This is a genomic window from Roseateles subflavus (assembly GCF_030285365.1).
Classification (GTDB): Bacteria; Pseudomonadota; Gammaproteobacteria; order Burkholderiales; family Burkholderiaceae_C; genus Roseateles_B; species Roseateles_B subflavus.
The window spans coordinates 21,861-46,932 of record NZ_JASVDS010000009.1; the positions used below are offsets into that span (position 1 = coordinate 21,861).

Sequence of the window (25,072 nt, forward strand, 5' to 3'; positions counted from 1 at the left end):
TGCCGCGGCCGGCTACTTCACCAGCTTGCTCAGCGAGGCGGCGTCGAAGCACTCGTCCTGCTGGGCATCCTGGGGCACGCAGTCGCTGCGTTGCGACTCGGACAGCTTGGCGATGGCCTGCCACAGCAGCGCGATCTGGTGCTCGTGGCCGGCGGCGTTGTCGATCAACCCCTTCATGGCCTGCGCCACCGGGTCGTCGCCCTGCGTCAGGCCATAGGCCGAGAACCCCATGCGTGCCGCGGCGGCTTCGCGCTCGGCATCCGCCTGCGCCTCGATGACGCGCGCCGGGTTGCCGACCGCCGTCGCGCCGGCCGGCACGGGCTTGGTCACCACGGCGCCCGAGCCGATGCGTGCGCCGGCGCCGACGGTGAAGCCACCGAGCACGCAGGCGTTCGCCCCGACGATCACGCCAGGCTCCAGCGTCGGGTGCCGCTTGGCGCCCTTGATGAGCGAGGTGCCGCCAAGCGTCACGCCCTGGTAGATGGTGCAGCCCTCGCCGATCTCGGCCATCTCGCCGATGACGATGCCCATGCCGTGGTCGATGAACACGCGGCGCGAGATCTTCGCGCCGGGGTGGATCTCGATGCCGGTCAGGAAGCGCGAGAGGTGCGAGATGAAGCGCCCGAGCCACTTGAGCCCGTGGGTCCAGCACCAGTGCGCGCGGCGGTGCATCACGAGGGCATGCAGGCCGGGATAGCAGGTCAGCACCTCCCAGCTGCTGCGCGCGGCCGGGTCGCGCTCGAGGATCAGCTGGATGTCTTCACGCAGGCGCTTGAACATGGTGATGGGGCCGGGGTGTCAGGGACAAGGGAGCGCCAGTGTAGCGGCGAGGTGCCGCGCGGGTGGGCGTGGGGGCTTGGCAAAAGCATCAGTCCTCGCGGGCCTCCGGACGAGACGCGCCCCCCTCCCCCGGGCCCTGCAGACGCAGCATGCTGCGGGCCATGCCGCGCAGGATGTGAACCTCCTCCTGGGTGAGCTGCGCGCGGTTGAAGAGCTGGTTGAGCCGCGGCATCAGCTTCTTCGGGGCCGCGGGGTCCAGGTAGCCGATGTGCTCGAGCGCTTCCTGCAGGTGCGCCAGCAGCCCCTGCACCGCCCGGCCGTCGGCCAGCTGCGGATCCGCCGTGCGGGACGCGACCTCGAAGCCGCCCAGCGCCTGCCGCCATTCGTAGGCCAGCAGCTGCACGGCCTGCGAGAGGTTCAGCGAGCCGTACTCGGGATGCGTGGGGATCGAGAGCACGGCGTGGCAGCGGTAGACGTCCTCATTGCTCATGCCGTAGCGCTCGGAACCGAAGACGAGGCCCAGCTTGTGCCCCGACGTCGCCAGCTCGGCGAACAGCGGTCGCGGCGCGGAGGTGGGCGGGCCGAAGTCCCGCGGCGTCATGGCGGTCGCGCAGGCATAGGTGACGCCGTCCAGCGCCTCCTCCAGCGTCTCGACGATGCGGGCACGCGCGAGGATGTCCGCGGCGCCGCTGGCCATGGCAATGGTGTCCTCCTGGCTCAGCACATCAGGGAATCGCGGGCGCACCAGCACCAGCTCGGTGAAGCCCATCACCTTCATCGCCCGGGCGGCAGCCCCGACGTTGCCGGGGTGGCTGGTCTGAATCAGGACAAATCGTGTGGATTCCACGCTGGCGGACATGGGGTTCTCGGCTAAAATGGCCGATTATCCGCGCCGTGGAGGCCGTCTGGAGTGCGTCGAAAGACCCCGTCCAGCCCGCCGGTCCCCTGGACCCTCACGCAGCGCCCGCTCTTTTCCTTCGCCAGTCCACCTCTTTCGTTTGCAGGTTCACGCATGACGCAAGCTTCTCTCCATCCCATGCTCAACGTCGCCATCAAGGCGGCCCGTGCAGCGGGATCCATCATCAACCGCGCCTCCCTGGACCTCGACATCCTCAAAATCAACAGCAAGTCGCCCAACGACTTCGTGACCGAGGTGGACCAGGCTGCCGAGCAGCTCATCATCGAGACGCTGCTGCAGGCCTATCCCGATCACGGCATCCTCGCCGAAGAATCGGGCCGTGAGCACGGCAACAAGACCTCCGAATTCCAGTGGATCATCGACCCGCTCGATGGCACCACCAACTTCATCCACGGCTTCCCCGTGTATGCGGTCTCCATCGCCCTGGCCCACCGCGGCGTGGTCCAGCAGGCCGTGGTCTACGACCCCACCCGCAACGATCTCTTCTACGCCACCAAGGGCCGCGGTGCCTACCTGAACGATCGCCGCCTGCGCGTGTCTCGCCGCACCCGCATGAGCGATGCGCTCATCGGCACGGGCTTCCCCTTCCGCCGGGGTGACAACTTCAAGCGCTACCTGAAGATGTTCGAGGCCGTGATGCAGGAATGTGCCGGCCTGCGCCGCCCGGGCGCCGCGGCGCTGGACCTCTGCTACGTGGCTGCCGGCTATTACGACGCCTTCTTCGAGACCGGCCTGCATCCCTGGGACGTGGCCGCAGGCTCGCTGATCATTGCCGAGGCCGGTGGCCTGGTGGGCAACTTCACGGGCGAGGCGGACTTCCTGCACCAGCGCGAGATCGTGGCGGGCAACCCCCGCATCTACGGCCAGCTGGTCCAGATCCTGGCGCCCTACACCCGCGTCATCAAGCAGGAAGACCTCGACGAGGACGGCAAGCCGGCCGACGACGCCAGCGCGGCCGTCGCCAAGAAGGTCGCCGCTGCGCCTGCCGAGCGCAAGCGCGGCCCGGTGCGCATCAAGAAGACCGACAAGGGCGACGACGCCCCGGTCTGAGGCCGATCACGGTTGCCGGCGCCAACCCAGGTGCCGTCCGCCTCACGAGGCGCCCGCGATGCAGCATCCGGGCGCCTTTTTCATGGGCACAGGCACGTGTCGCTTCGGCGTTGGCCAGGACGTGCTCAGCGCCAGGTGCCGGCCACCGAGGTGCCCTGCAGCATTGCTTGCGGGGACTCCGCGGACGCCCGCTCGCGCAGGCGCTGAAGATCCTCCAGGGTGTCGATGCTCTCGAGCACGGCAGGATCCGGCACCTCCACGCCCACGGCGGGGTAGCGCGCCACCAGGCGCCGCGCGCCCTCGTCGCCCTGCAGGCCCACAAGGTCGGAGTACAGCTCCGCCGAGAAGGCCAGCGGCTGGCCGCTGCGACCCCGGTGCTGGGCAAAGGCCACGGCCTGCTCGCCGAGCCCTTCGGCCACCGCGCGCAGCGTGTCGGGCATGACGCCGGGCATGTCTCCCGGCATCAGCACCCATCCAGGCGCATCCCCCGTGGCAGACACGCCCGCCGCGATGCTGTGCCCCATGCCGACTGGCAAGACCTGACCCTGCACACCCCGCTCGGGCAGCAGCACCAGCTGGTCGAGGCGCGAGACCAGGCACTGGACCTGATCCTTCATCGCCTGGGTCGTGACGATCACCCACGGCAGGCCCGAGGCCCGGACCTGGGCGACCGTGCGCTGAAGCACGGTCTCGCCCGCACGCAGTTCCTGGTGCAGCTTGTGTCCGGGGCCCTTGTAGCGGCTGCCCTGGCCAGCGGCCAGCACGACGACAACAGGCCGTCGTTCATCCATTCGAATCACCTTTTTATGTCGCCGCCTGTTCAGCGGCTGTTGCCCTGCAGCATGCCTGCACGCCAGGGGGCTCCCCATAGGGGGCTTCACTTAAGGAGTTCCCGCCTGAGTGATACTCCCGGTATGAACAAGCTTTCCGATCTGCGCAAGAGCTACGAGCTGGCCGAGCTGGACGAATCCGGGGCCGCCGGCGAGCCGCTCCTTCAGTTCCGCCAGTGGCTGGACGAGGCCCTGAAAGCCGAGGTTCCCGAGCCCAACGCGATGACCGTGGCCACCGTCGGCGAAGACGGCCGCCCCTCCACGCGCATCGTGCTCATCAAGGGCCTCGACGAGCGCGGCATCGTCTGGTTCACCAACTACGAGAGCCGCAAGGGTCAGGAGCTCGCGGTCCATCCCTTCGCCGCCCTGCAGTTCCACTGGGTGGAGCTGGAGCGGGTGGTGCGCATCGAGGGGCGCGTCGAGAAGGTCAGCGCCGAGGAGTCGGATGCCTACTTCCACTCGCGGCCGCTTGACTCGCGCCTGGGCGCCTGGGCGTCCCCGCAAAGCCAGGTGATCAGCTCCCGGGCCGTGCTGGTGGCCAATGCGGCCAAGGCCGCCGCCCAGCATGGCCTGAAGCCCGAGCGCCCGCCGCACTGGGGCGGCTACCGCCTCGTGCCCGAGCGCTGGGAGTTCTGGCAGGGCCGCCGCTCGCGCCTGCACGACCGCATCCGCTACCGCCTCGAGGGCGGTGCTTGGGTGCGGGAGCGCCTGGCACCCTGAGCAGCCGGCGAGTGCCGCCCGCGCTGCCCCCGGCGCCCGGCTCCGTCCTCGATCAGAAGCGCAGCTGCACACCCGTCGACAGACTGCGCCCCGGCAACGGCGCCCAGTCCCGGATCGTGGGCATGCTGGCGGCCCGGTAGGCCAGCGTGTTGCCGAGGTTGTCGAGCTTGAGGTACCACAGCGCGTCCATCTGCTCCCAGCGGAACTGACGATTCAAGGCCAGCTTGGCCACCGTGTAGCCCGGCGTCGCGCGGTCCTCCGACGGTACACGCGCCTGGGTCGCGGCCTGCTGGATCTCCAGCCGCCATCCCCAGGGGCCGCCCTGCCCCTCGAGGCTCAGCGTGGTCCGCCGCGGCGCAATGCGCGGCAGCGGCTCGCCATGGCTCAGGTCGTCGCCGCGGACCCAGTCCATCTGCAAGCCAACCTGCCAGTGCCAGCCCCCCAGCGTGCCGGGGAGCCAGCGCATCTCCAGGTCCTGCTGCACGTTCAGCTCCAGCCCCTGCAGGCGGGCGCCCACGGCCTGGTACGCGTAGACCGGCAGCCGCTCGGCGCCCTCACCGGGCACGGTCGCCCCCGTCGCCCGCAGCGCGATGTAGTCCTTGAAGCGCGTGCGGTAGGCGTTGAGCTCGATGCTTCCGGCCCGGTGCTTCCAGTGCAGGCCGAGGTCCAGGCCGCTGGCATGCTCCAGGCCGAGCGTCGCGTCCCCCTGCTCGAAGGCGCCCGTCGCCACGTGCACGCCCTTGGCGAAGAGCTCGCCGGCGGACGGCGCCCGCTCGGAGTGGTTGACGTTCAAGCTGAGCCCGAGGTCGGCCACCGGATGCCAGGTCACGCTTGCAGAGCCGCTCTTCGGCGAGAAGCGCCGTTCCAGGCCTTCGCCAAAGCGCGGTTCCTCGGCATCCACGGCGTCACCGTCCGAGCGGACGCGCACCTGGTCCCGCCGCGCACCCAGGCCCAGCTGCCATGGCCCGTCGCTCCACTGCTCCAGGATGAAGAGACCTTGCGCCCGGCTGCGGTTGCCTGGCATCAGCGCTTCCTCGCCCTGCACCTCGAAGCGGCTGTTCTCCAGCTGCCAACCCAGCACCCCGCGCGCACCGGCCAGCGGCGCATGCTCCGCCTGCACGCGCAGCTCCGATCCGTGCTGCGAGAAGCGTGTGCCCAGCGAACCATCGCCCTCGATCTCGTCGTGCTGGTAGCGGGCGCGGCTGAACTGCCACTGGACCTTGCGCAGGAAGCCCGACTGCCAGCGCTGCTCGCCGGCGCCCGCCACGCGCTGGCGCTGCATGGCGATCTTCACGTCGGGCTCCACGGTGACGCCGTAGTCGTTGCGATAGTCATCGAAGCTCAGGCCGGCGTAGCCGTCCTGGCCCACCCAGGCTCCGCCCAGGGCGGCACTGCGCGCCGCGCTGGCGGAGTTGCGCACGCGGTCCTGCCGGAGGCCGTCCGGCGAGGTGAAGGCCGGTGTCTTCTGGTCATCCGCCAGGCGGCGGGAGACGTCGGCATGCCAGGCCCAGGGCCCCTGCCCGCCATCCAGCACCGCCGCCACGGCGCGCTCGCCGGACGCGCCGCCCAAACGCAGGTCCACCGCGCCGGACAAACCCTGCGCGCGGCTGCGAGGGATGCGGTTGTCGATGGTGTTCACCACGCCGCCGATGGCATTGCCGCCATACAGCAGGGCTGCCGCCCCGCGCAGCACCTCGACCCGGTCGACCACCAGCGGATCGACTGGCACGGCATGGTCATAGCTCAGGCTGGACACATCGAGCGAGGCGCCGGCGTTGTTGAGCATGCGCACCCGTTCGCCATCCAGCCCCCGGATGGTGGGCCGGCTGGCGTTGGGACCGAAGGAGGTGGCCGCCACGCCGGGCAGGCCTTCGACCGTCTCGCCGAGGCTGGCGCCACGACGCAGCAGCAGCGCATCGCCGGACAGCGACTGCCCCGGCTGAGCCAGTTCCTTGTTGCCCAGCGGATTGCCGGTGACCTGCACGGTGTCCAGGGTCTGGCGGTCCGCCGTGCTGCCCTCGGCATGGGCCAGCGCGGCTGCCATCAGGCTCAGGACGAGCACCGTGGGCCGCAGGGTCAGCGGCCGGCTCAGGGTGGACAGATTCACCGAAGCGATGGCGGAGTGAGCCGCGCGCAGCGCGGCGTGAAGAGAGCGTTCTTGCATGGTGCATGGGCCGTCAGTGAACGGCCGCCTGATGTGGCGGGCTTGATCAAGCCTCGCCGGATCCGAGAGGAGGGTGGCACGCGATGGCACCCCGACCTGGCCGTTCAACGGCGGCCAGGCGTCATCAGCCCCAAGGCGTGGGGCGGGATCTCAGGCCAGAACGGGCGGGCCTCGCGCACAGGCGCAAGGCCTGGGCAAGGCCGCAGAAGCCGCCGCAGGCGCCCCGGGGCACTCAACGACGCGCGACAGCAGGGCATGGGGGTGGTCAGGCGCACCCGCCTGGTCGGCCTGGGCCAGGTGGTCGAACAGCTGGCAGTCCGCCGACCCGATCGCATGGCCCCAGCCATCGGTGGCCGTTGCCTCGGCGGGCATCGCCCCGGCCAGCACAGCGGACGCGGCGAGCCGGGCTCCCTGGTGCGCAATGCGGTGCCCCTGGCCCAGCCCCTGGGCCAGCAGCAGGCACAAGGCCAGCCAGACGTGGAGAGGCCAGCCTCCCCAGCGCTGGCGGTCGGGACGGGCAGCGCGATGCACGCGCGACGCGCTCATCGCTTGCGCTCCTGGCCCGGGCCCTGGCCGCGGTCCCGGACCGCGCCGGTCAGGGCCTCGCCCCAGGCCATCGGCGCTCGACCGCACCCAGCACCGCCTGCCGGCCGACGCGCGCCGGCCCAACCCTGGTGTGCCAGGGCTGCCAGAGAAGCACAGCGGTGGATGCAGACGGAAGACACGATCACGGCGTCGGTAGTGAAGGTCAGGTGCACGGCCTTGCCAAGGCAGCCAGGCGCAGCGGCATTGTGCACGCCAGGCTCCCCCGTGCCATCAGGCATGCCCCGTAGCCTGGAGGATGCGCGGGGCTCATTCCCCCGGCTGAAGCAGGCGCGAGACCTGCAGACGCCAGGCGCACCAGGCCGGCCAAGCCGCGCCGGCCAGGGCGAGCAGCAAGCCGAGCACCGCCAGCCGCCCTCCGAAGACCATCATTCGGCCCTGGGTGCCCAGCCAATGCAGCTGCTCTGGCGCTGCCAGACGCCGGGACTGGATCCATGCGAATTCGGTCGCCACCCAGGCCATGCCCAGGGCCAGCGCACTCACCCACAGCCATTCGAGGACCGGCAGCAGGGCGACGCGCCAGGCGGGCGCGCCGAGCACGCGCAGCAGGACGAGATCCTGCCGCCGCTGTTCCTGGGCCTGCAGCATCAGCGCGAAGGCCGCCAGCCAGGCGCACAGCAGCAGCAGGGACAGCAGGGTGGTCAGCAGCGTCGGCAGCCAGGCCAGGGAGGCCTTCATGCGCCCGATCTCGTCCCGCGGGACGGCTGCCAGCAGGCCGCCCTGCGTGTTCAGCCACGGTAGCAGCACGTTCAGCGACTCCGGGCCGGCCGGGCTGACCAGCACGAAGCTGATGTCGCCAAGGCTTTCCTCGCCCGCGACCGCCCCATCCAGAGCGGCTGGCAGGGCCCGCGGCGGCGCCCCCGCGAGCGGGTCTGCCCCTCCCAGCCCCTCCGAGAGCCCGGCCGGCAGCGCGCCGGAAGGCTGCCGCAGGGACCAGAGCGAACTCAGGTCCGTGAGGATCAGGCCGTCGAGCGTGGAGCCCTGGCGGGCCAGCACGCCCACCACCACGAAGGGCCGCTGAACATCGGCTCCGCTGAATTGGGCCCCCACCCCCAGGCCGAGGCGCTGCGAGGCGTCCGCACCGAGCACGACCTCCATCACATGCTCGAAGACGCGCCCCTGCGCCAGCCGCGCCTGCCGCATCGTCAGGAACGCCGGCTCGGTGCCCAGTACGAGCAAGGATTGGTGACGGGGTCCGATCAGCACCGGCACCGCCTGCTGCACCTGGGGCAGGCCCCGCAGCAGGGGCAGCGCTTCGTACGGCAGGCTGCTGCTGGGCTCACCCAGGAACAGCAGCCCCGACAGAATCTGGCGCCAGGGATCCCCGCGCGGCCCGACCAGCAGCTCCGTGCCCTGCAGTTCATGGTCCAGTTGCTGGGGCAGGCGCTGGGCCAGTTGCAGCAGGAGCCCGGCCACCGCCAGCGCCAGGCTCATGAGCAGCACGCTCACGGCCGCGTACAGCGGGCGGGACCACAGATGACGCCAGGCCAGCCAAGGCAGATGAAGTCCCAGCCGCCTCACTCCCGCACCCCTCCGAGCACGCTGCTGAGCCCCGCGGTGAGGCCGGAGGCCAGCCAGCCCAGGTTGCGCAAGCGGTGCAGCTGGACCGGCAGCAGGGCCTGGAAACGCTGCACCACGCGAGCATCATGCGTGGTGACCACGAGGGTGACGTGATGCTCCGCCGCCGCCTGGCACAGCAGGCCGATCATGCGCTCGCCACCCTCCTCGTCCAGGTTGGCGGTCGGTTCGTCGGCAATGAGGACACGTGGCCCGCGGAGCAAGGCCCGCGCCAGGATCACGCGCTGTAGCTGGCCCTGGTTGAGCTGTGTCGCCCGGCGTTTGGCCAGCCCCTCCAAGCCGAGACTGGTCATGACCAGGCCGATGCGGTCCTTGTCGACTCGCAGGCCGGCCGCCAGGAAGGGCAGACGCAGGTTTTCCAGCACATTCAGCACCGGGCTCAGGTGCAGGCGCGGCGACACGAGGCCCAGCTCACGCCCGCGCCAGCGATCGACGTCTGCCCCATGCATGCGCCCGAGTTCCACGCCCGCCAGTCGCAGTTGCCCGTCGGAGGGGCGCAGCAGCCCGGCCATCAGGTTCAGCAGCGTCGTCTTGCCGGCACCGGACGGGCCATGGACCAGCAGGTGATGTCGGGGCGCCAGCACGAAGTCGTCGAAATACAGCAGGGCGCCGCCGGCATATGCATGGCGCAGGCCATGCCAGGCGATCATCGGCTCGCTGAGCACGGTCATGCCCAAGCTCCTCTGGCACTCCAAGGTGGGACGGGCATGGGCCGCCGCGAGGCCATGCCGCGGCAAGGCCGGGGCCGGTGGGCAGAGAAGTCCGGTGTCTGAATCACCTCAGGCCTCGCCCCCATCGGCTCGCATCAGGTGGGCAAACGTCTTTGTGAACTTGTCGACCTTGCCGGCCACCACGAAGACGCAGTAGCCCTGGTCCGGGTTGCGGGCGAAATACTGGTGGTGGTAGGGCTCGGCCGTGCTGTAAAGCCGCAGGGGCTCGATTTCCGTGACCACCCGGCCGCCCAGGGCTGCGTTGGCCTCGGCCACGAAGGCGCGCGCCTCGGCCTCGTCCTGCGCCTGCTCAACATAGATGCCCGAACGGTACTGGGTCCCGACGTCGGCACCCTGGCGATTCAGGCTCGTGGGGTCGTGGATGCAGAAGAAGACCTCCAGCAGCTGCCGCAACGTGACCTGGGCCGGGTCGTAGTCGATGCGGACCACTTCGGCGTGCCCGGTCCGCCCGGTGCAGACCTGCTCGTAGCTGGGGTTGGGCATGTCGCCGTTGCAGTAGCCCGGCTCGACCGCCTGCACGCCGCGGACGCGTGCGAATACCGCCTCGGTGCACCAGAAGCAGCCGCCCCCCAGGGTGATGCGGCCCGTGCCGGCATGGCTCATCGCGTGTTTCTCCATAGACGGGTGAGATCAGGATCAGCCTGCATTGTGCCGCCAGCCCTGACCGGCGTGCTCAAATCGCGGCCGTCCTGGCGCCCACGAACAGCGCAGTCGTCCGCAGGTTTGAGCATCAACTTCAGCACACCCTCACGTGATGGATCTCTACAACCCCGTCAAGGCCGCCTGCCTGGCCCTGCTGGCCCCGCCCGGCCTGCTGCTGCCGCCGCTGCTGGCCGGCCTGGTGCTGTGGCGGCGTGCAGGGCGCTGGCGTCTGCTGCTGCCGCTGAGCCTGCTGCCGATGTGGCTGTCCCTGTGCGAGGCGCCGGCTCTCCTGCTGCAGCGCTCCCTTCTCAGCCCGCCGCCGCCCCTGCTCCCGACGCCCGCCGCGTGCCAGGCGCAGGCGCACACCCTGGTCCTGGTGCTGGGCGGCGGGATTCATCAGTGGAGCAGCGAGCGCGCGGGCCCGGACCTCAAGCTGGAAACGCTCGCGCGCTTGCGTCATGGCGCCTACCTCGCCCGTCGCTGTCATTGGCCGCTGGGCTTCTCGGGCGGCCTGCCGAGCCCTGCAAAGCCCGGTGACGTGCCGGAGGCGGATGTGGCCGCTCAGGTGGCACGCGAGGAACTCGGTCTTTCGCTGGACCTTGTCGAGCCGGCGGCGCGGGACACCCGCGAGAACGCCCGCCTGAGCCTGCCGCTGCTGCGCGCCCGGGGGGTCCGGCAGGTCGTGATCGTCACCCATGCGGAGCACATGCCACGCGCCCTGAGAGCTTTCCAGGCCGCTGCGCTGGCCGAGAACGCCTCGCTGCGTCTGGTGCCAGCACCCGTGGGAGGGCGTGGGCTGGACCAGCTCACGCCCTATGACTGGCTGCCCAGCGAGGCCGGCTACCGCCGCATGCGCTATGTCTTCTATGAGGGTCTGGGACTGCTGGCCGGGCATTGAGCCAGAAACCACCTCACCACCGCAGGGCACGAGACGGCATACCCCTAAAAGAGGAACCCCTCCGGGCTTTCGCGCGGAGGGGTGGGTGGCTGGCGCCACCGATGGAGCTCAACGGTGAACGACCGGAGGGCCCCTGGCGCGCAGAGACTGCGCCAGTTGAGATGCCTGTCGTCAGGCCTCTCTAAGCTAGGCGGTGCTTCCGGCATCTTCAAGAAAGAACTGAGGCCGCCATGATCCTGGTTTACCCCAGGTCAAGCCCAGGCCTCACCCAGATCATGGCGGCTGGAGTCCAGACCGCCAGCGCACAGGCGGCAGGGACTGCGCCCTCAGTCCTTGCCAGCAAAGAGCTTGTCGAACAGTGCCTGGCTGGATTGCAGCACCGCTTCCGGCATCGTGATCGTCCGGCCCCACTCCCGCGAGGTTTCCCCCGGCCACTTGTTGGTGGCGTCCAAACCCATCTTGCCGCCCAAGCCGCTGACGGGCGAGGCAAAGTCCAGATAGTCGATGGGCGTGCCCTCGACCAGCGTCGTGTCCCGGACCGGGTCCATGCGGGTGGTGATGGCCCAGACCACTTCCTTCCAGTCCCGCACGTCGACGTCGTCGTCCACGATGACGATGAACTTGGTGTACATGAACTGCCGCAGGAAGCTCCACAGGCCGAACATCAGGCGCTTCGCATGGCCCGGGTAGCTCTTGCGGATCGAAATGACCGCCATGCGGTAGCTGCAGCCTTCCGGGGGCAGGTAGAAATCGACGATCTCAGTGAACTGCTTCTGCAGGATGGGCACGAAGACCTCGTTCAGCGCCACGCCCAGCACGGCGGGCTCGTCAGGCGGCTTCCCGGTGTAGGTGCTGTGGTAGATCGGGTCATCGCGGTGCGTCAGACGCTGGACCTCGAAGACCGGGAACCAGTCCTGCTCGTTGTAGTAGCCCGTGTGGTCCCCGTACGGCCCCTCAAGGGCATGGAGATAGCCCTTGATCTCCTTGAGCGGCACGCCATGCGCGCTGCGCCCCTCGAAGCCGGGGGCGGCGGGCGGGATGTGGCCTTCCAGGATGATCTCGGCCGTGGCCGGCACCTGCAGCATCCGGCCCCCCTCGCCCACCGACGTGTCAGCCAACTCGGTGCGCGAGCCGCGCAGCAGGCCGGCGAACTGGTACTCGGACAGACTGTCCGGCACGGGCGTGACGGCCCCGAGCGTGGTGGCCGGATCGGCCCCCAGCGCCACGGCGATCGGGAACGGCTGACCCGGATTGGCGAGCGCGAAGTCCCGGAAGTCCAGTGCGCCCCCCCGATGCGCCAGCCAGCGCATGATCAGCTGGCGTGGCCCGATGAGCTGCTGGCGGTAGATGCCCAGGTTCTGGCGCAACCGAGGCTTCGCGCCGCCCTGCGGACCACGCGTAATCACCAGCCCCCAGGTCAACAGGGGCGCCGCATCCCCCGGCCAGCAGTACTGAATGGGGAGCCGTCCCAGGTCGATCTCATCCCCCTGGAGGATGTTGGCCTGGCAGGCCGGGCGCGAGACCAGGCTCGGCTTCATGTCCCACAACGCCTTGCCCATCTGGAGCAGCTTGCCGGCATCCTTGAGGCCCCGAGGTGGCTCGGGCTCCTTGAGGTTGGCCAGGAGTTGCCCGACGTCTCTCAGTTCGGCCAGGCTCTCGGCGCCCATGCCAAGCGCCACCCGTCGGGGCGTGCCGAACAGGTTGCCAAGCACCGGCATCGGGGGGGCCCCAAGACCTTGGGGGGTCACCGGATTCTCAAAAAGAAGGGCCGGGCCTTCCGCACGGAGCACCCGATCACACAGGGCCGTCATCTCCAGGTGCGTGCTCACGGGATCCTTCACGCGGCGCAGCTCGCCCTGGGCTTCCAGGCCGGCCATGAAGGCCCGCAGATCTCTGTATTTCATAACTATCAGTTATTAAGACAAGCCCTTATAGGCTTGACCGGTTATTTTTCGTCCTTAGAATCGCGCCAACCTTGCACCAGCAAGGGTTAACCCGTGCGCCGTTCCAGGGTTCAAGCGCACGATCGCTGCCAATGGACGCCGCCTGCGGCCGGGCTCTAGAGCCCGCCCGCCTCTGAGGCGGCCCATTATCGCCGTCGGTCTTTGCCCCATGCATCAGCAAGGGTGGGGGTCGGGCGGAGAAGAAAGGAGTCACATGACAGCGCAAGCTAACCTGTTGAGCCTCGGACGCCATGCCCGCATCGCGACCGAGGTGTTTCTCAAGGACATTGGCCAGGGATTGCTGGTCGTCAGTCACAACACCCTGGCCCTGCTGGGCCTTGCCGTCGTCGCCGTGCTGGCCACCTTCGCCAGCCAGGCCGACCTGCGTCATCAACTGGAGAGCCAGACCCTCGGCTGGCTCAGTGCCCGTCAGGAAGCCCGCGCGGAAGCGAGCGGCGATGTGCTGAACACGATGAGCGACCCGAGCGCCATCCAGCGCGCGACCGCCATCAACCCCAAGGAGCTCAGCCGTCCGCAGGCGGCCGTGGCGCAATGGCTGGCCCGCCGCTACAAGGTCGCGCCGGAGCCCGTCGCCCGCCTGGTCCAGGAAGCCTGGGTCGTGGGCCAGAAGGCCAAGGTCGAGCCCACGCTCATCCTGGCCATCATGGCCGTGGAGTCCGGCTTCAATCCGTTTGCCCAGAGCACCGTGGGCGCACAGGGCCTGATGCAGGTGATGACGCGCGTCCATGACGACAAGTACGAGGCCTTCGGCGGCACCCATGCGGCCTTCGACCCGGTCACCAACCTGCGCGTCGGGGTCCAGGTGCTGAAGGAGTGCATCCAGCGAGGCGGAAGCCTGGAGGACGGGCTCAAGTACTACGTGGGCGCCGCCAACCTGAGCGATGACGCCGGCTATGCGGGCCGCGTGCTCAACGAGCACGAGCAGCTCAAGGCCGTGGCCGCCGGCCGCTCGCCCGCGCCCCGGCCCTCGACCGAGCCGCAGGCCCCCATGGCCTCGTCGGCGCCTCAGCAAGTGGCGTTGCTGCACTGAGGCATCGCCCCAGCCCGCCGGCCACGCGAGCCCGGCGCCCCACAAGCCCCAGCCCATCCGGCCGGGGCTTTTCGCTTGAGGGCGGCTCTGCGAGGCGACTTGCGGCCCCATCCCCCTGCGGCGGGCGATCCGGATCGCTCATCCCGGTCACATCTGTCTGACCTTGCAGGTGCGCAATGACGCGTCAGGCCCCGGGCCGGACCCGCTACACTCCACGGGCCGCGCAACTGGCGATGATGCCTCTGCACATTCAGGGGCCAAGGTGGGTGACCACCGGGGAGCGCGGCTGCCGGCACACCCTCGGTGGCAGGCAGATCAGCCGTTCGCCTGGGCAGCCGAGCAAGGAGCTTCAAGGAGCTGACTTGTGGTCCGGGCCCGGCTACAACCCTAGATTCCCACTGACACCATGTTCGACCGCACCCAATCCACCCTGGCCGCCATCGATCCCGACCTCTGGACCGCCATCCAGAACGAGAACCAGCGTCAGGAAGAGCACATCGAGCTGATCGCCTCCGAGAACTACACCTCGCCGGCCGTCATGCAGGCCCAGGGCAGCCAGCTGACCAACAAGTACGCTGAGGGCTACCCCGGCAAGCGCTACTACGGTGGCTGCGAATTCGTTGACGTCGTCGAGCAGCTGGCCATCGACCGCCTGAAGCAGCTCTTCGGCGCCCAGTTCGCCAACGTGCAGCCCAATTCCGGCTCCCAGGCCAACCAGGGCGTGTTCTTCGGCCTGCTGCAGCCCGGCGACACCATCATGGGCATGAGCCTCGCCGAAGGTGGCCACCTGACGCACGGCATGCCGCTGAACATGTCCGGCAAGTGGTTCAAGGTCGTGTCCTACGGCCTCGACGCCAACGAAGCCATCGACTACGACGCCATGGAGCGCATCGCCCGCGAGCACAAGCCCAAGCTGATCATCGCCGGCGCCTCCGCCTACTCCCTGCGCATCGACTTCGAGCGCTTCGGCAAGATCGCCAAGGAGATCGGCGCCTACTTCATGGTGGACATGGCCCACTATGCCGGCCTGATCGCCGCCGGCGTGTACCCCAATCCGCTGCCGCATGCCGACGTCGTGACCTCCACCACGCACAAGAGTCTGCGTGGTCCGCGCGGCGGCATCATCCTCACGAACAACGAAGACATCGCCAAGAAGATCAACTCGGCCATCTTCCCGGGCATCCAGGGCGGCCCCCTGATGCACGTCATCGCCGGCAAGGCCGTGGCCTTCAAGGAAGCCCTGAGCCCCGAGTTCAAGGCCTACCAGGAGCAGGTCGTCAAGAATGCCAAGGTGCTGGCCGAGACCCTGATCGAGCGCGGCCTGCGCATCGTCTCGGGTGGCACCGAGAGCCACGTCATGCTGGTGGATCTGCGTCCCAAGGGCCTGACCGGCAAGGAAGCCGAGGCCATCCTGGGCGCTGCCCACATGACCTGCAACAAGAACGGCATCCCCAACGATCCGCAGAAGCCCATGGTCACCAGCGGCATCCGTCTGGGCACGCCGGCCATGACCACGCGTGGCTTCAAGGAAGAACAGGTGCGCGCCACCGCTCACCTGATCGCCGACGTGCTGGACAAGCCGCATGACGAGGCCAACCTGGCCACGGTGCGCGAGAAGGTCGCCGCCCTGACCCGCCAGTTCCCCGTCTACCGCTAAGCCGGTCCGCCGCCGATGCGCTGCCCCTTCTGTTCCCATCACGAAACCCAGGTCGCCGAGACCCGCGAGTCGGATGAGGGCGACGTGGTGCGCCGTCGGCGGCGCTGCCTGAGCTGCGACAAGCGCTTCACCACCTACGAACGCGCCGAAATCGCCTTGCCCGCGGTGGTCAAGAAGGACGGCACCCGCGCCGACTTCGACCCCTCCAAGCTGCGCGCTTCCATGCAGCTGGCCCTGCGCAAGCGGCCGGTGAGCATCGAGCAGATCGACGCCGCTCTGGAGCGCATCCAGGACAAGCTACTGACCAGCGGGGCCCGGGAAATTCCGTCCACCAAGCTGGGCGAGCTGGTCATGCGCGAGCTCAAGCGCATCGACAAGGTGGCCTACGTCCGCTTCGCCTCGGTCTACCGCAGCTTCGAGGACGTCGACGAATTCCGTCAGCTGATCCGGGACATCTGAGCGGCACCAGCTGCACGGAGTTCATCCGCAGTCCTGCGGATTCCAGGTCGAGCCCATCACACGGCGGACGGATGCGTCCGTGACGCGAGGTCCCTACGCTGACAAGCCTTCACTCACGAAGGCCTGTCATGCGTCCCGATCACCTCCCCTCTCGCTCCAACGTCTGCCCTCATGCGGTGCGCATGGGCCCCCGCCTCTGCGTCAGGTCTGCCCGTCGCACCGGGCAAGGCTTCACGCTGGTCAATGCCCTTCTTTGCTTAGCCGTGCTGGGCATCGTGTGCCTCATCGCCCTGCCCTCGTTCCAGGCGTCGATCCGGCAGCATCGGCTGCAGGCGCTCGCCGCTGATTTCTCGCACGACCTGCAGCTCGCCCGCAGCCTGGCCATCGGCGGCCAGCAGTCGCTGCGCCTGAGCGTGCTGGGATCCTTGGGCGGCAGCTGCTACATCCTGCACAGCGCGGCGCATGACCGCTGTCGCTGCACCGCCAGCACCGCCCAGTGCGATGGCGAGGCTCTCCCCATCCGCTTCCGATGGATCGCCAGCAGCAGCCACACGCAGATCGCGGCCAACGTCCCGGGCATCACCCTGCATGCCGGCGAGGGCTTCGTGACCAGCGCCGGGACCTTCCGCGTCGAAGAGCCCGCGTCGGGGCGAGGCATCTGGTACGTGGTCAGTCCCGTCGGGCGTGTCCGCAGCTGCGCCCAGGGCTGGGCCTCGCGTGCGCTCCCATCCTGCAGCGGCGGCGCCGCGTGACGACGGCCGGAGCACCCCATGCACGCTGCCACTTCATCCCGCCCTGCCGCGGCCATGGTCCGGCCGCCCATCCCTTTCCACCCGCATCGCCACCCGCATCGCCACCCGCCGCCCACCACGGCCCCGATCCCCGGCGCAAGCCCGGCACACGCCTCACACCTGCGCGCCAATGAAGGGCCGTGGGCGCGTGGCTTCACACTCATCGAGCTGCTGATCGTGATGCTGATCTCGCTCGTGCTGTGCCTGCTGGCGTGGCCGCGCTTCGAGGCGCAGCTGCACAAGGCTCGTCGCAGCGAAGCCCAGACGGCGCTCACGAGCCTGCTCCACGCCCAGGCGCGCTACCGGAGCAACCATCGCCACTACGCCCGCAGCCTGGCAGAACTGAAAACGGTCGCTCCGTCGCTCCGGCACTACGAGCTTCGGCTGCGAGGGCTTCCGGCATCCGACGCAGGCGGTGCCGACGACGATCCGTTCCGCCAGGGCTTCGTCGCCACGGCGACGCCCCTGCTCGGTAGCACGCAGTCCCGTGACGCGCCCTGCGCCGAGCTTCGTCTCACCCTCGATGGTCAGCAGGTCTTCCAGACCGCCACCGACCGCGCCGGCAGTGCCACTGACGCGTGCTGGCCGCAGTGAGGATGGCCATGAACGTTCTCAATGAAGGCGCGCCGCGGACCACCCAGCGGGGCAGCCACGCCTTGCTGCGGCCTCCGTGCTACGCCGTCCCTCGCCCTCCCCGACCCGGCCGCGCTGCGCAAGCCGGCCTGACGCTCGTGGACCTGCTGCTGGGGATGGCCCTGGGCCTCTTCCTGTGCGCCACCGCGGGAGGCCTGATGGTGAGCCAGCTGCGAGAGCACAAGCACCTTCTGGCCGAAACGCTGTTGCAACAGGATCTCCGCAACGCCATGTCCTTGATGCAGCTGGAGATCCGCCGGGCTGGCGCGGAACTCGAGGCGCATGAGCTGGTCCCGGAGCCCGGCACCGAGGCCCGGGCACCCCACGCGGTGCCCATGCTGGAGGTGCTGCTGGATGGGACGCCGGTGCCGCCCACTACCTCGGGCGATGGTCTCGTGCTCAGTTTTGACCGGGTGGAGGCTGACGCCGGCAAGCGGCGAGTCGATCGTGGCTTCCGCCTTCGCCAGGGGCAGCTGCAGTACTTGTTGGAGCGCAGCTGGCAGCCCTGGAATGACGGCAACACCGTGCACTTCACCCGTCTGCTCGTGCACCTCGACAGGCAAGCGCAGGCCGCGCCCGCCTGCTCCTGCCCCGACAGGGCGACCACCTGCATCGCCAGCCTGCAGGGGCAGCTCGTCGAAGTGGTGCTGACCGGCCAGTCGCTCCTGGACGCCTCAGCGGTGCGCAGCCTCCACAGCACCGTGCACGTCCGCAACGATCACCTCGAACTCGCGCCTGCATCATGTTGAAGCCAAGACCTTTCCCCCACACCAGCCGCCCCGGCCGTCACAGCGCCGGAGCTGCCACGCTGGCGACCCTCATGGTGCTGCTGCTCCTGATGGGGATGACCACAATGCTGGGTGCAAGGCTGCTCCTGGCCGATCTGCTCGGCAGTGACGCCCTGGTGCAGGCCCAGCAACGCCAGAGTCTCAACGAGAGCGGCCTGGACTGGGGGCTGCAGTTGCTCAACGGTCCGGCGCTGACCCCGGACTGCCGCGCAGCGGGCAACACCCACCCCGCCGCTGGCGTCCCACTGGCCGCGCAGTTGACCGATACCGACGCCAAAGGCAACCGGCGTGTACGCTCGGCGTGGCAGGGGCGGCAGTTTCAGTGCTTCCATGACGACGCCGCCTGGCGCTGCCAATGCCCGGTGCCGGCTCTTTCGACGCCCCGTCCCCAGCTCACCCCGCCGTCGGCGCCCCCGGCGACGCCCCCGGCAATGGTCCCGGAGCGGCGTCAGGCGGCGCTTCGGGAGCCACTGCCTCTGGCCACGCTGGGCAGCTCCGACACGCCGCCGCTGCCGGCCAGCCGCCTCCCCACCACGGAGCTCCATCCGGGCTTCAGTCTGGCGATCCAAGGGTTGGAGCGCCCCGACGCGGCGCACTGGCACCGCCGTACGCTGCGTCTGGTGGTGCAGTCTTGCGCTCAGGGGCAGCTCCGCTGCGCCGTGGCTGACTTGCCGGCCTCCAGCCCGCTCCCGGCGTCGGCCCAGTCTCAACTCGTCATGCTGGCCACGGCGCTGCCGCGTCTGCCCGGCAGCGCGTTGATGGCAGGGGGCACCATCGACTTGCGCAGCCTCGCGGCCGCGCCAGCCGGCGTGGCGATGCCACCGGACGCTCATGGCACCTGGGCCGTGCAGGCGGGCGGGGCCATCCGGGGCGCCGAAGGCCATCTCCAGGGCCCACCGGGCAGCGCCACGGCCACGCTGGCCCGCCCGGGCGACCCCGAGCTCGCGAAGGAACCCGGCACCTTCTTCCAGCGCTTCTTCGGCATGGCGCCCGCCGCGTACCGCGCGCAGCACAGCGTCACGTTCGTGGACTGCAGTGCTGAGGCGGACTGCAGCGCCCAACTCGACTCGCAGGTGCGGGCAGGTCACCCCTGGCTCTGGATCCGGGGGCCCCTGCGTCTCAGGACGCCGGTAACCCTCGGCCGCCTGGAGCGCCCGGTCCTGCTGATTTGCGATGACGCCCTCGACCTCGATGCCCCCGTGCAAATCTCGGGGCTTCTGTACAGCCATGGTCCCAGCCGCCTCCAGGCAGCGGGCGCCTCCTTGCGGATTGACGGCGCCCTGCTCAGTGCCGAGTCCAGCGAAGTGGCCGGGCAAGTCCAGATCGTCTACAGCGCCTCCGTCCTGCGAACCCTGGCAGACCAACTGGGCACCTGGATCCGGCTGCCTGGCGGCTGGACGCCGTGATGCAGCACCGAACGTCCCCTACGGCCCCCCCCAGGAGCATGGCACCCATGACGAAGCATCACGCCGCAACATCTTCCCCTGCCTCGTCTTCCCCTGCCACGCCTTCCCCCTCCGTTCGAGCCGGCCACGACAAGCGCCGCCGGCAGTCGGGCTGGGGGCTGGTCGAAGCGCTGGTCTGCAGCCTGGTGCTCAGTACTGGCATGGTCCTGCTGCTGAAGGGGCAGGCGGCCTTGCGTGCGCACAGCGACTTCGCCCGAGACCGCTCGGCGGCGGCGGTGCTGGCCGAAGCTCAGGTCGAGCGTCTGCGCGCACAGGTACCGGACGCCCCGCCAGCGCATGTTCCGGAGGCAGGCATGCGGCCCGTGGATTCCGAGGGGCGGACGGCGGACACCGCGTTGCGCAGCGCTCCTTTTGCCCTCGACCGGGCAGGACGAGCCAGCGCGGCCAGAACACTCCAGGACGACTGGCAGCTGACCCTCGACAACACGTCGTATGCCTTTCATCAGCAACTGACAGGTGACGACGCAGGGCCTCTTCGGGACCTGGACCTGCAGGTGCGCTGGCAAGACCGGAGTGGCGCATGGCAGCCCCTGCACTGGCCCGCCCGCCTGACCCCGCGCCAGCCGTTGCTCGCGCTGGTCGCGCTGAGTCGGCCACCGGCGGGAGACGTGCTCCTCAGCGCCGGCCGGCATGCGGCCGTGCCGACCAGCGCGCGGGCTCTGGGCGACGGGTGGGCCGTGTTCCAGCCGGAGCCCGGCGTGACGCTCGCCTGGCTCCTTGATATCCGCACAGGCAGAGTGCAAGGCCTGTGTGAACTGGGGGACCGCAGCGTCGACGACCTGCGAGACGCTGACGTTGCCGGTTGCCGGGCACTCATGGCGGCAGGCGGTGCCTGGCTGATCAGTGGTCAGATCCGCTTCGATCTGAGCACCACGCCGTCCGCCGAAGCGCCGCGTTCGCCGGCCCTGCCCGGTGGCGTGACGATCGCCCTGCAGAACGACCCGAATCCCACCACGCCTCCTCGCTGCGCCAGCAATGCCGCGGAGGCCGCAGCCCAGGGGCGAGGCGTCGTCAGCTATCACTGTCTGGTCCCCCCTCGCCGTCGCGACGGGCGCTGGAGCGGGCGTACCGAACTGACCGGCATGATGGCGGATCTGAAGCGCCATCGCGTGTGCCGCTACACCGCTGACTATGACCAGGATGGGCGCATCTCCAACCTCGAGCATCCCGACCGCTATGCGGATGTGGACAGTCCGCTGCTGCAACAGAACTTTCTGGTCATCCGAGCGGAGCTGCCCTGTCCAGCCGGAAGGCCCGCAGACTCGCGGCTGGGGCGTCTGCTCGATGCCACGACGCTCCCTCACCAGCCTTCCGAGTAGCCCGGTCCCGGGGCTGCGCCGTGAAGCGAAACGGCCGGGAGCGAACAGACCGGCGTGCCGCAAGCTATCCTCCGGGCTGCGCTCAACCGAATCCGGTACGAGGCCGGGCCCGGAACAAGGCGCCCCGACCTGAGCGGCACACGCGACGCGGTATCGCTCAGGTCGCGGCGCCCTCGCGGCCCGGCTGGCTTGGGCGGCGCATCCGCATCCGAATCACCAACGCCCGTGAGCCGCATCGCTCACCGGCTCGTCACCCGCTGCCGAACGCATCCGCCCGCACCTTGAAGCCCGAACCCGTCCTCTCTCCTCAGGCCGCCATGGCGATGGCGCTGGCGCTCTCCCGTCAGGCCATCGGTCTCAGCGATCCCAATCCGCGAGTCGGTTGCGTCATCACCGACGCCCAAGGGCATTTGCTCGGGGCCGGTCACACCCAGCAAGCCGGCGGGCCGCATGCTGAGGTCATGGCCCTGCGTGATGTCCTCGCCCGCGGGCATGGCGAAGAGGCGCTGGTCGGTGCGCACGTCTATGTGACGCTGGAACCCTGCGCCCATCATGGCCGCACGCCGCCTTGCTGCGAGGCCCTGTCGGCAGCCCGGGTGGGACACGTTCACATCGCGCTGGCCGATCCGAACCCGCTGGTCGCGGGCAAGGGGCGTCGCCATCTGGAGTCGGCCGGCATCCGGTGCGAGCTCGGCCTAGGCGCGGACGAGGCCCGGGAGATCAACATCGGCTTCCTGAGCCGCATGGTTCGCGGCCGCCCCTATGTCCGCTTGAAGATCGCTGCCAGCCTGGACGGGCGCACGGCACTGCCCGACGGTCGGAGCCAGTGGATCACCAGCCCGGCCGCCCGTCAGGATGGCCAATGGTGGCGGCAGCGGGCCGGCGCCATCCTGACCGGCATCGGCACCGTCCGAGACGACGACCCGCGGCTCGACCTCCGACTGCCGACGGGCGAGACGCCGCCGCTCCAGCCACTGCGCGTCATCGCCGACTCTCGCCTGGAGACCCCTCTGACCGCCCGCATCCTGCAAGCGCCCGGAAAGGTCCTGCTGGTTCATGCGCGGGAGGCGACAGAGCCCGCCGCCCTCGATGCCGCCCCGCCTGCGGCCAGCACGCCCCAGTCCCACAGCCCCACCAACGAGCTCGACACCGCGCGCGCGGCCGGAACGGCATGGCCGGCGGGCGTCGAGTGCCTGGCCTTGCCGCAGACCGCCGCTGGCGTTCGTGTTGGTGCTGGTGTCGGCGCCGGTGCTGGTGTCGGCGCTGGCGTTGGTGGTGGTAGTGCTGGTGGAGTCGCAGGCTCGGGGGCAGATGCCGACACCCGCTTCTTCCTCGCTGGCCGAGCCAGCTCTGAGAACTCTGGCGCTACGCCGGCGCGGGTCGATCTGGTGGCGTTGATGAGCGAACTGGGGCGCCGCGGGATCAACGAGCTCCATGTCGAAGCCGGGGCCACGCTCAACGGCGCCCTCCTGCAAGCGGGGCTGGTGGACGAACTGCTGGTCTATCTGGCGCCCAAGCTCCTGGGTGACGGGCGCGGCATGGCTGCACTGGGACTGCTGCCGGACCTGCAGGCCGCCCCGCGTTTCGAGCTCCTGGAGTGCAGTCCCGTCGGCGACGACGTGCGCCTTCGGCTGCGACGACCCGAGCTCGGGTTCTGACCCGGCGCCCCTTCCACCCGCGACCGTTTGCAGTGCCCACGGCAGGCGCCGTGGCGGCCGGGTGGCTGGGTTCATCTGCCGCCGTAGCCCGATCGGTCAGCCACGCTTGCGCGGATGGCGCTCGGAGGCGGACCGATCTGCCCCTGCCGACACCCGGTCTTGGCGCGTCTGGAGGCACCGCTCCAGTGAACTCTGCTCTACTGTGCCCCCGGGAAACACCGGATGGTGGTCCCGCCCCTCTACAATCCGCGCCTATGCCTATCTCTCCTGTCCCCGAGCTGGTCGCCGAGCTTGCTGCCGGCCGCATGGTCATCCTGGTCGATGAAGAAGACCGCGAAAACGAGGGTGACCTCGTGCTGGCGGCGGACCACGTCACGCCGGAGGCCATCAATTTCATGGCCAAGTTCGGCCGAGGCCTGATCTGCCTGACGCTCACGCGCGAGCGCTGCGAGCGCCTGCAGCTGCCGCCGATGGCCACCCGCAACGGCACGCAGCATGGCACCGCCTTCACCGTGTCCATCGAGGCTGCCACGGGCGTCACGACCGGCATCTCCGCGGCGGACCGCGCCCGCACCGTCCAGGCCGCGGTGGCCCGCAATGCCGAAGCCCGCGACCTCGTCCAGCCCGGCCACATCTTCCCCCTGCAGGCCCAGGACGGCGGCGTGCTGATGCGCGCCGGCCATACCGAGGCCGGCTGCGACCTGGCCCGCATGGCCGGCCTGACGCCCGCCTCCGTGATCTGCGAGATCATGAAGGACGACGGCACCATGGCCCGCCTGCCGGACCTGGAAGTCTTCGCGGCGGAGCACGGCATCAAGATCGGCACCATTGCCGACCTCATCGAGCACCGCAGCCGCCATGAATCCCTGGTGCAGCTCGTGGGCCGCCGGCCCATGCAGACGGCCCAGGGCGCCTTCGAGTGCAGCGTCTTCAAGGACCGCACCGGCGCCGTGCACCTGGCTCTGAGCCGGGGCCAGTGGCAGCCCACGGACGAAGTGCTGGTGCGCGTGCACGAGCCCTTCTCCGCGCTGGACCTGCTGGACGCCGGTCCGAGCGCTCACTCCTGGCCGCTGCCGGCCGCGCTATCTGCGCTGCAGCAGTCGCCCGCCGGCGTTGCCGTGCTGCTGAACTGCGGCGAGGCCGCCGAATCGCTGCTGGGTCGCTTCGAGACGGCCGGCACCGCGCCCGCCCCTCGCGCCATGGCCATGGACCTGCGCACCTACGGCGTCGGCGCGCAGATCCTGCGCGAGCTCGGCGTCCACAGGATGAAGCTGCTGGGCAGCCCGCGCCGCATGCCGAGCATGACCGGCTACGGCCTGGAAGTCACCGGTTTCCTGAGCGCCGACGAGCGCGCCAACAAGGAGTAAGCGCCCCATGCAAGGAGCAGACAAGGGACAGCAGGCCGCGCTGGACGGCCAGGACCTGCGCATCGGTATCGTGCAGGCCCGCTTCAACGAGACCCTGACCAACACCCTCGCCCAGCATTGCCTGGACGCCCTGGCCGCCATGGGCGTGCCGAGCCATCAGATCCGCCACGTCACCGTGCCGGGCGCCCTGGAGGTGCCGGTCGCCCTGCAGACCATGGCCGACAGCGAGCGCTACGACGCCCTGATCGCGCTGGGCTGCATCATCCGCGGTGAAACCTACCACTTCGAGCTGGTGGCCAACGAAAGCGGCGCCGGGGTCACCCGCGTGTCGCTGGACGCCAACCTGCCCGTCGCCAATGCCATCCTCACGGTCGAGGACGAAGCCCAGGCCTGGGCCCGTGCCGCCGAGAAGGGCGCCGACGCCGCCCGCGTCGCCGTCGAGATGGCCCATCTTTTGAAAGCCCTGCAGTGAGCATGAACGACAAGACCAACACCCCCACTGCTCCCAAGACCGCCGGCAAGCCCGCGGCCAAGCCGGGCGTCAAGCGCGCCGGCGCGAAGTCGGCCCGCCGCCGCTCGCGTGAGTTCGCGCTGCAGGCGCTGTACCAATGGCTCGTGACGGGTGACGAGCCCGCCGCCATCGAGACTCACATGCGCGAGCAGCAGGGTTTCGAGAAGTGCGACAAGGCCCATTTCGACGCCTTGTTCAACGGCGGCGTGCATGAGGCCTCCGACCTCGATGCCGTGCTGGCCCGCCACGTGGACCGCAAGACGACCGAGCTGTCGCCCATCGAGCACGGCATCCTCATGATCGGGGCCTACGAGCTCAAGCACTGCGTCGACATCCCCTACAAGGTGGCGATCAACGAAGCCGTGGAACTGGCCAAGTCCTTCGGCGGCACCGACGGCCACAAGTACGTCAACGGCGTGCTGGACCGCGCGGCCGAGGACCTCCGTCCGCTCGAAGTGCAGGCCCAGCGCAAGCCGGCCCGCTGAGTCGCGGCCCGCTCCCCCTCTGCCCCCAC

At 69.7% G+C, this 25,072-nt stretch carries 24 protein-coding genes and 1 riboswitch; of the genes, 15 read left to right on the forward strand and 9 right to left on the reverse strand.

The window, feature by feature from the left end:
- Window positions 1-12 precede the first annotated feature (12 nt).
- Together cysE and QRD43_RS21455 are read right to left on the reverse strand one after the other, a co-directional pair.
- Window positions 13-780 (reverse strand): serine O-acetyltransferase, encoded by a 768-nt coding sequence (gene cysE / locus QRD43_RS21450; protein WP_285984557.1) that lies wholly within the window; start codon window positions 778-780, stop codon window positions 13-15.
- Window positions 781-868: 88 nt separating this feature from the next.
- Complete coding sequence (locus tag QRD43_RS21455) at window positions 869-1,639, reverse strand: RNA methyltransferase (RefSeq protein ID WP_285984558.1); 771 nt, start codon at window positions 1,637-1,639, stop codon at window positions 869-871.
- Between the two features lie 153 nt (window positions 1,640-1,792).
- Here QRD43_RS21455 and QRD43_RS21460 point away from each other — a divergent pair, with 153 nt between their 5' ends.
- On the forward strand, window positions 1,793-2,749 hold the full coding sequence (locus QRD43_RS21460) for an inositol monophosphatase family protein (protein WP_285984559.1): 957 nt from the start codon (window positions 1,793-1,795) through the stop codon (window positions 2,747-2,749).
- A 125-nt stretch (window positions 2,750-2,874) separates the two neighbouring features.
- Here QRD43_RS21460 and QRD43_RS21465 read toward each other — a convergent pair whose 3' ends face one another.
- Window positions 2,875-3,540 carry a nucleotidyltransferase family protein gene (locus tag QRD43_RS21465; protein ID WP_285984560.1) on the reverse strand — a complete coding sequence of 222 codons (666 nt, stop codon included), beginning with the start codon at window positions 3,538-3,540 and terminating at the stop codon, window positions 2,875-2,877.
- A 123-nt stretch (window positions 3,541-3,663) separates the two neighbouring features.
- Between QRD43_RS21465 and pdxH the strand changes: the two genes are divergently transcribed.
- Window positions 3,664-4,299, forward strand: coding sequence for a pyridoxamine 5'-phosphate oxidase (gene pdxH, locus QRD43_RS21470; RefSeq protein WP_285984561.1), 636 nt, complete (start codon window positions 3,664-3,666; stop codon window positions 4,297-4,299).
- A gap of 52 nt (window positions 4,300-4,351) precedes the next feature.
- On the opposite strand, the gene QRD43_RS21475 is transcribed toward pdxH, so the two are convergent.
- The 5 genes from QRD43_RS21475 to msrA form a co-directional block, all read right to left on the reverse strand.
- Window positions 4,352-6,463, reverse strand: a complete 2,112-nt coding sequence (locus tag QRD43_RS21475; RefSeq protein ID WP_285984562.1) for a TonB-dependent receptor — start codon at window positions 6,461-6,463, stop codon at window positions 4,352-4,354.
- Between the two features lie 150 nt (window positions 6,464-6,613).
- Window positions 6,614-7,009 carry a hypothetical protein gene (locus QRD43_RS21480; protein ID WP_285984563.1) on the reverse strand — a complete coding sequence of 132 codons (396 nt, stop codon included), beginning with the start codon at window positions 7,007-7,009 and terminating at the stop codon, window positions 6,614-6,616.
- 306 nt (window positions 7,010-7,315) lie between these two features.
- Complete coding sequence (locus QRD43_RS21485) at window positions 7,316-8,515, reverse strand: ABC transporter permease (RefSeq protein WP_285984564.1); 1,200 nt, start codon at window positions 8,513-8,515, stop codon at window positions 7,316-7,318.
- A gap of 68 nt (window positions 8,516-8,583) precedes the next feature.
- Window positions 8,584-9,315 carry an ABC transporter ATP-binding protein gene (locus QRD43_RS21490; protein WP_285984565.1) on the reverse strand — a complete coding sequence of 244 codons (732 nt, stop codon included), beginning with the start codon at window positions 9,313-9,315 and terminating at the stop codon, window positions 8,584-8,586.
- 108 nt (window positions 9,316-9,423) lie between these two features.
- Window positions 9,424-9,978: a peptide-methionine (S)-S-oxide reductase MsrA gene (msrA, locus tag QRD43_RS21495; RefSeq protein WP_285984566.1), complete on the reverse strand. Its 555-nt coding sequence runs from the start codon at window positions 9,976-9,978 to the stop codon at window positions 9,424-9,426.
- 151 nt (window positions 9,979-10,129) lie between these two features.
- On the opposite strand from msrA, the gene QRD43_RS21500 reads away from it, so the two are divergent.
- Entirely contained in the window at window positions 10,130-10,915 is a 786-nt protein-coding gene (locus QRD43_RS21500) for a YdcF family protein (RefSeq protein ID WP_285984567.1), read from the forward strand.
- A 326-nt stretch (window positions 10,916-11,241) separates the two neighbouring features.
- Here QRD43_RS21500 and QRD43_RS21505 read toward each other — a convergent pair whose 3' ends face one another.
- The gene (locus QRD43_RS21505) at window positions 11,242-12,819 is read right to left on the reverse strand and encodes a UbiD family decarboxylase (RefSeq protein ID WP_285984568.1); all 1,578 of its coding nucleotides are present in this window, start codon (window positions 12,817-12,819) and stop codon (window positions 11,242-11,244) included.
- Window positions 12,820-13,072: 253 nt separating this feature from the next.
- Here QRD43_RS21505 and QRD43_RS21510 point away from each other — a divergent pair, with 253 nt between their 5' ends.
- The 12 genes from QRD43_RS21510 to nusB all read left to right on the forward strand — a co-directional run bounded on the left by QRD43_RS21510 (window position 13,073) and on the right by nusB (window position 25,043).
- Window positions 13,073-13,909: a lytic transglycosylase domain-containing protein gene (locus QRD43_RS21510; RefSeq protein WP_285984569.1), complete on the forward strand. Its 837-nt coding sequence runs from the start codon at window positions 13,073-13,075 to the stop codon at window positions 13,907-13,909.
- A gap of 213 nt (window positions 13,910-14,122) precedes the next feature.
- Window positions 14,123-14,249: riboswitch (ZMP/ZTP riboswitch) on the forward strand.
- A 66-nt stretch (window positions 14,250-14,315) separates the two neighbouring features.
- A complete protein-coding gene (glyA, locus tag QRD43_RS21515) occupies window positions 14,316-15,566 on the forward strand; it encodes a serine hydroxymethyltransferase (protein WP_285984570.1) in 1,251 nt (416 codons plus the stop codon).
- A gap of 15 nt (window positions 15,567-15,581) precedes the next feature.
- The gene (nrdR, locus tag QRD43_RS21520; protein WP_285984571.1) at window positions 15,582-16,025 is read left to right on the forward strand and encodes a transcriptional regulator NrdR; all 444 of its coding nucleotides are present in this window, start codon (window positions 15,582-15,584) and stop codon (window positions 16,023-16,025) included.
- 263 nt (window positions 16,026-16,288) lie between these two features.
- Entirely contained in the window at window positions 16,289-16,777 is a 489-nt protein-coding gene (locus QRD43_RS21525; protein WP_285984572.1) for a GspH/FimT family pseudopilin, read from the forward strand.
- Between the two features lie 18 nt (window positions 16,778-16,795).
- Window positions 16,796-17,410 (forward strand): type IV pilin protein, encoded by a 615-nt coding sequence (locus tag QRD43_RS21530; RefSeq protein WP_285984573.1) that lies wholly within the window; start codon window positions 16,796-16,798, stop codon window positions 17,408-17,410.
- Between the two features lie 8 nt (window positions 17,411-17,418).
- The gene (locus QRD43_RS21535) at window positions 17,419-18,198 is read left to right on the forward strand and encodes a hypothetical protein (RefSeq protein ID WP_285984574.1); all 780 of its coding nucleotides are present in this window, start codon (window positions 17,419-17,421) and stop codon (window positions 18,196-18,198) included.
- 71 nt (window positions 18,199-18,269) lie between these two features.
- Entirely contained in the window at window positions 18,270-19,643 is a 1,374-nt protein-coding gene (locus QRD43_RS21540) for a hypothetical protein (protein WP_285984575.1), read from the forward strand.
- A 47-nt stretch (window positions 19,644-19,690) separates the two neighbouring features.
- Entirely contained in the window at window positions 19,691-21,022 is a 1,332-nt protein-coding gene (locus QRD43_RS21545) for a type IV pilus modification PilV family protein (RefSeq protein ID WP_285984576.1), read from the forward strand.
- A gap of 317 nt (window positions 21,023-21,339) precedes the next feature.
- Complete coding sequence (gene ribD / locus QRD43_RS21550; protein WP_285984577.1) at window positions 21,340-22,680, forward strand: bifunctional diaminohydroxyphosphoribosylaminopyrimidine deaminase/5-amino-6-(5-phosphoribosylamino)uracil reductase RibD; 1,341 nt, start codon at window positions 21,340-21,342, stop codon at window positions 22,678-22,680.
- A gap of 254 nt (window positions 22,681-22,934) precedes the next feature.
- A complete protein-coding gene (gene ribBA, locus QRD43_RS21555; RefSeq protein WP_285984578.1) occupies window positions 22,935-24,047 on the forward strand; it encodes a bifunctional 3,4-dihydroxy-2-butanone-4-phosphate synthase/GTP cyclohydrolase II in 1,113 nt (370 codons plus the stop codon).
- 7 nt (window positions 24,048-24,054) lie between these two features.
- Window positions 24,055-24,519, forward strand: a complete 465-nt coding sequence (gene ribH, locus QRD43_RS21560; protein ID WP_285984579.1) for a 6,7-dimethyl-8-ribityllumazine synthase — start codon at window positions 24,055-24,057, stop codon at window positions 24,517-24,519.
- Between the two features lie 2 nt (window positions 24,520-24,521).
- Window positions 24,522-25,043 carry a transcription antitermination factor NusB gene (gene nusB / locus QRD43_RS21565; protein ID WP_285984580.1) on the forward strand — a complete coding sequence of 174 codons (522 nt, stop codon included), beginning with the start codon at window positions 24,522-24,524 and terminating at the stop codon, window positions 25,041-25,043.
- Window positions 25,044-25,072: the final 29 nt, after the last annotated feature.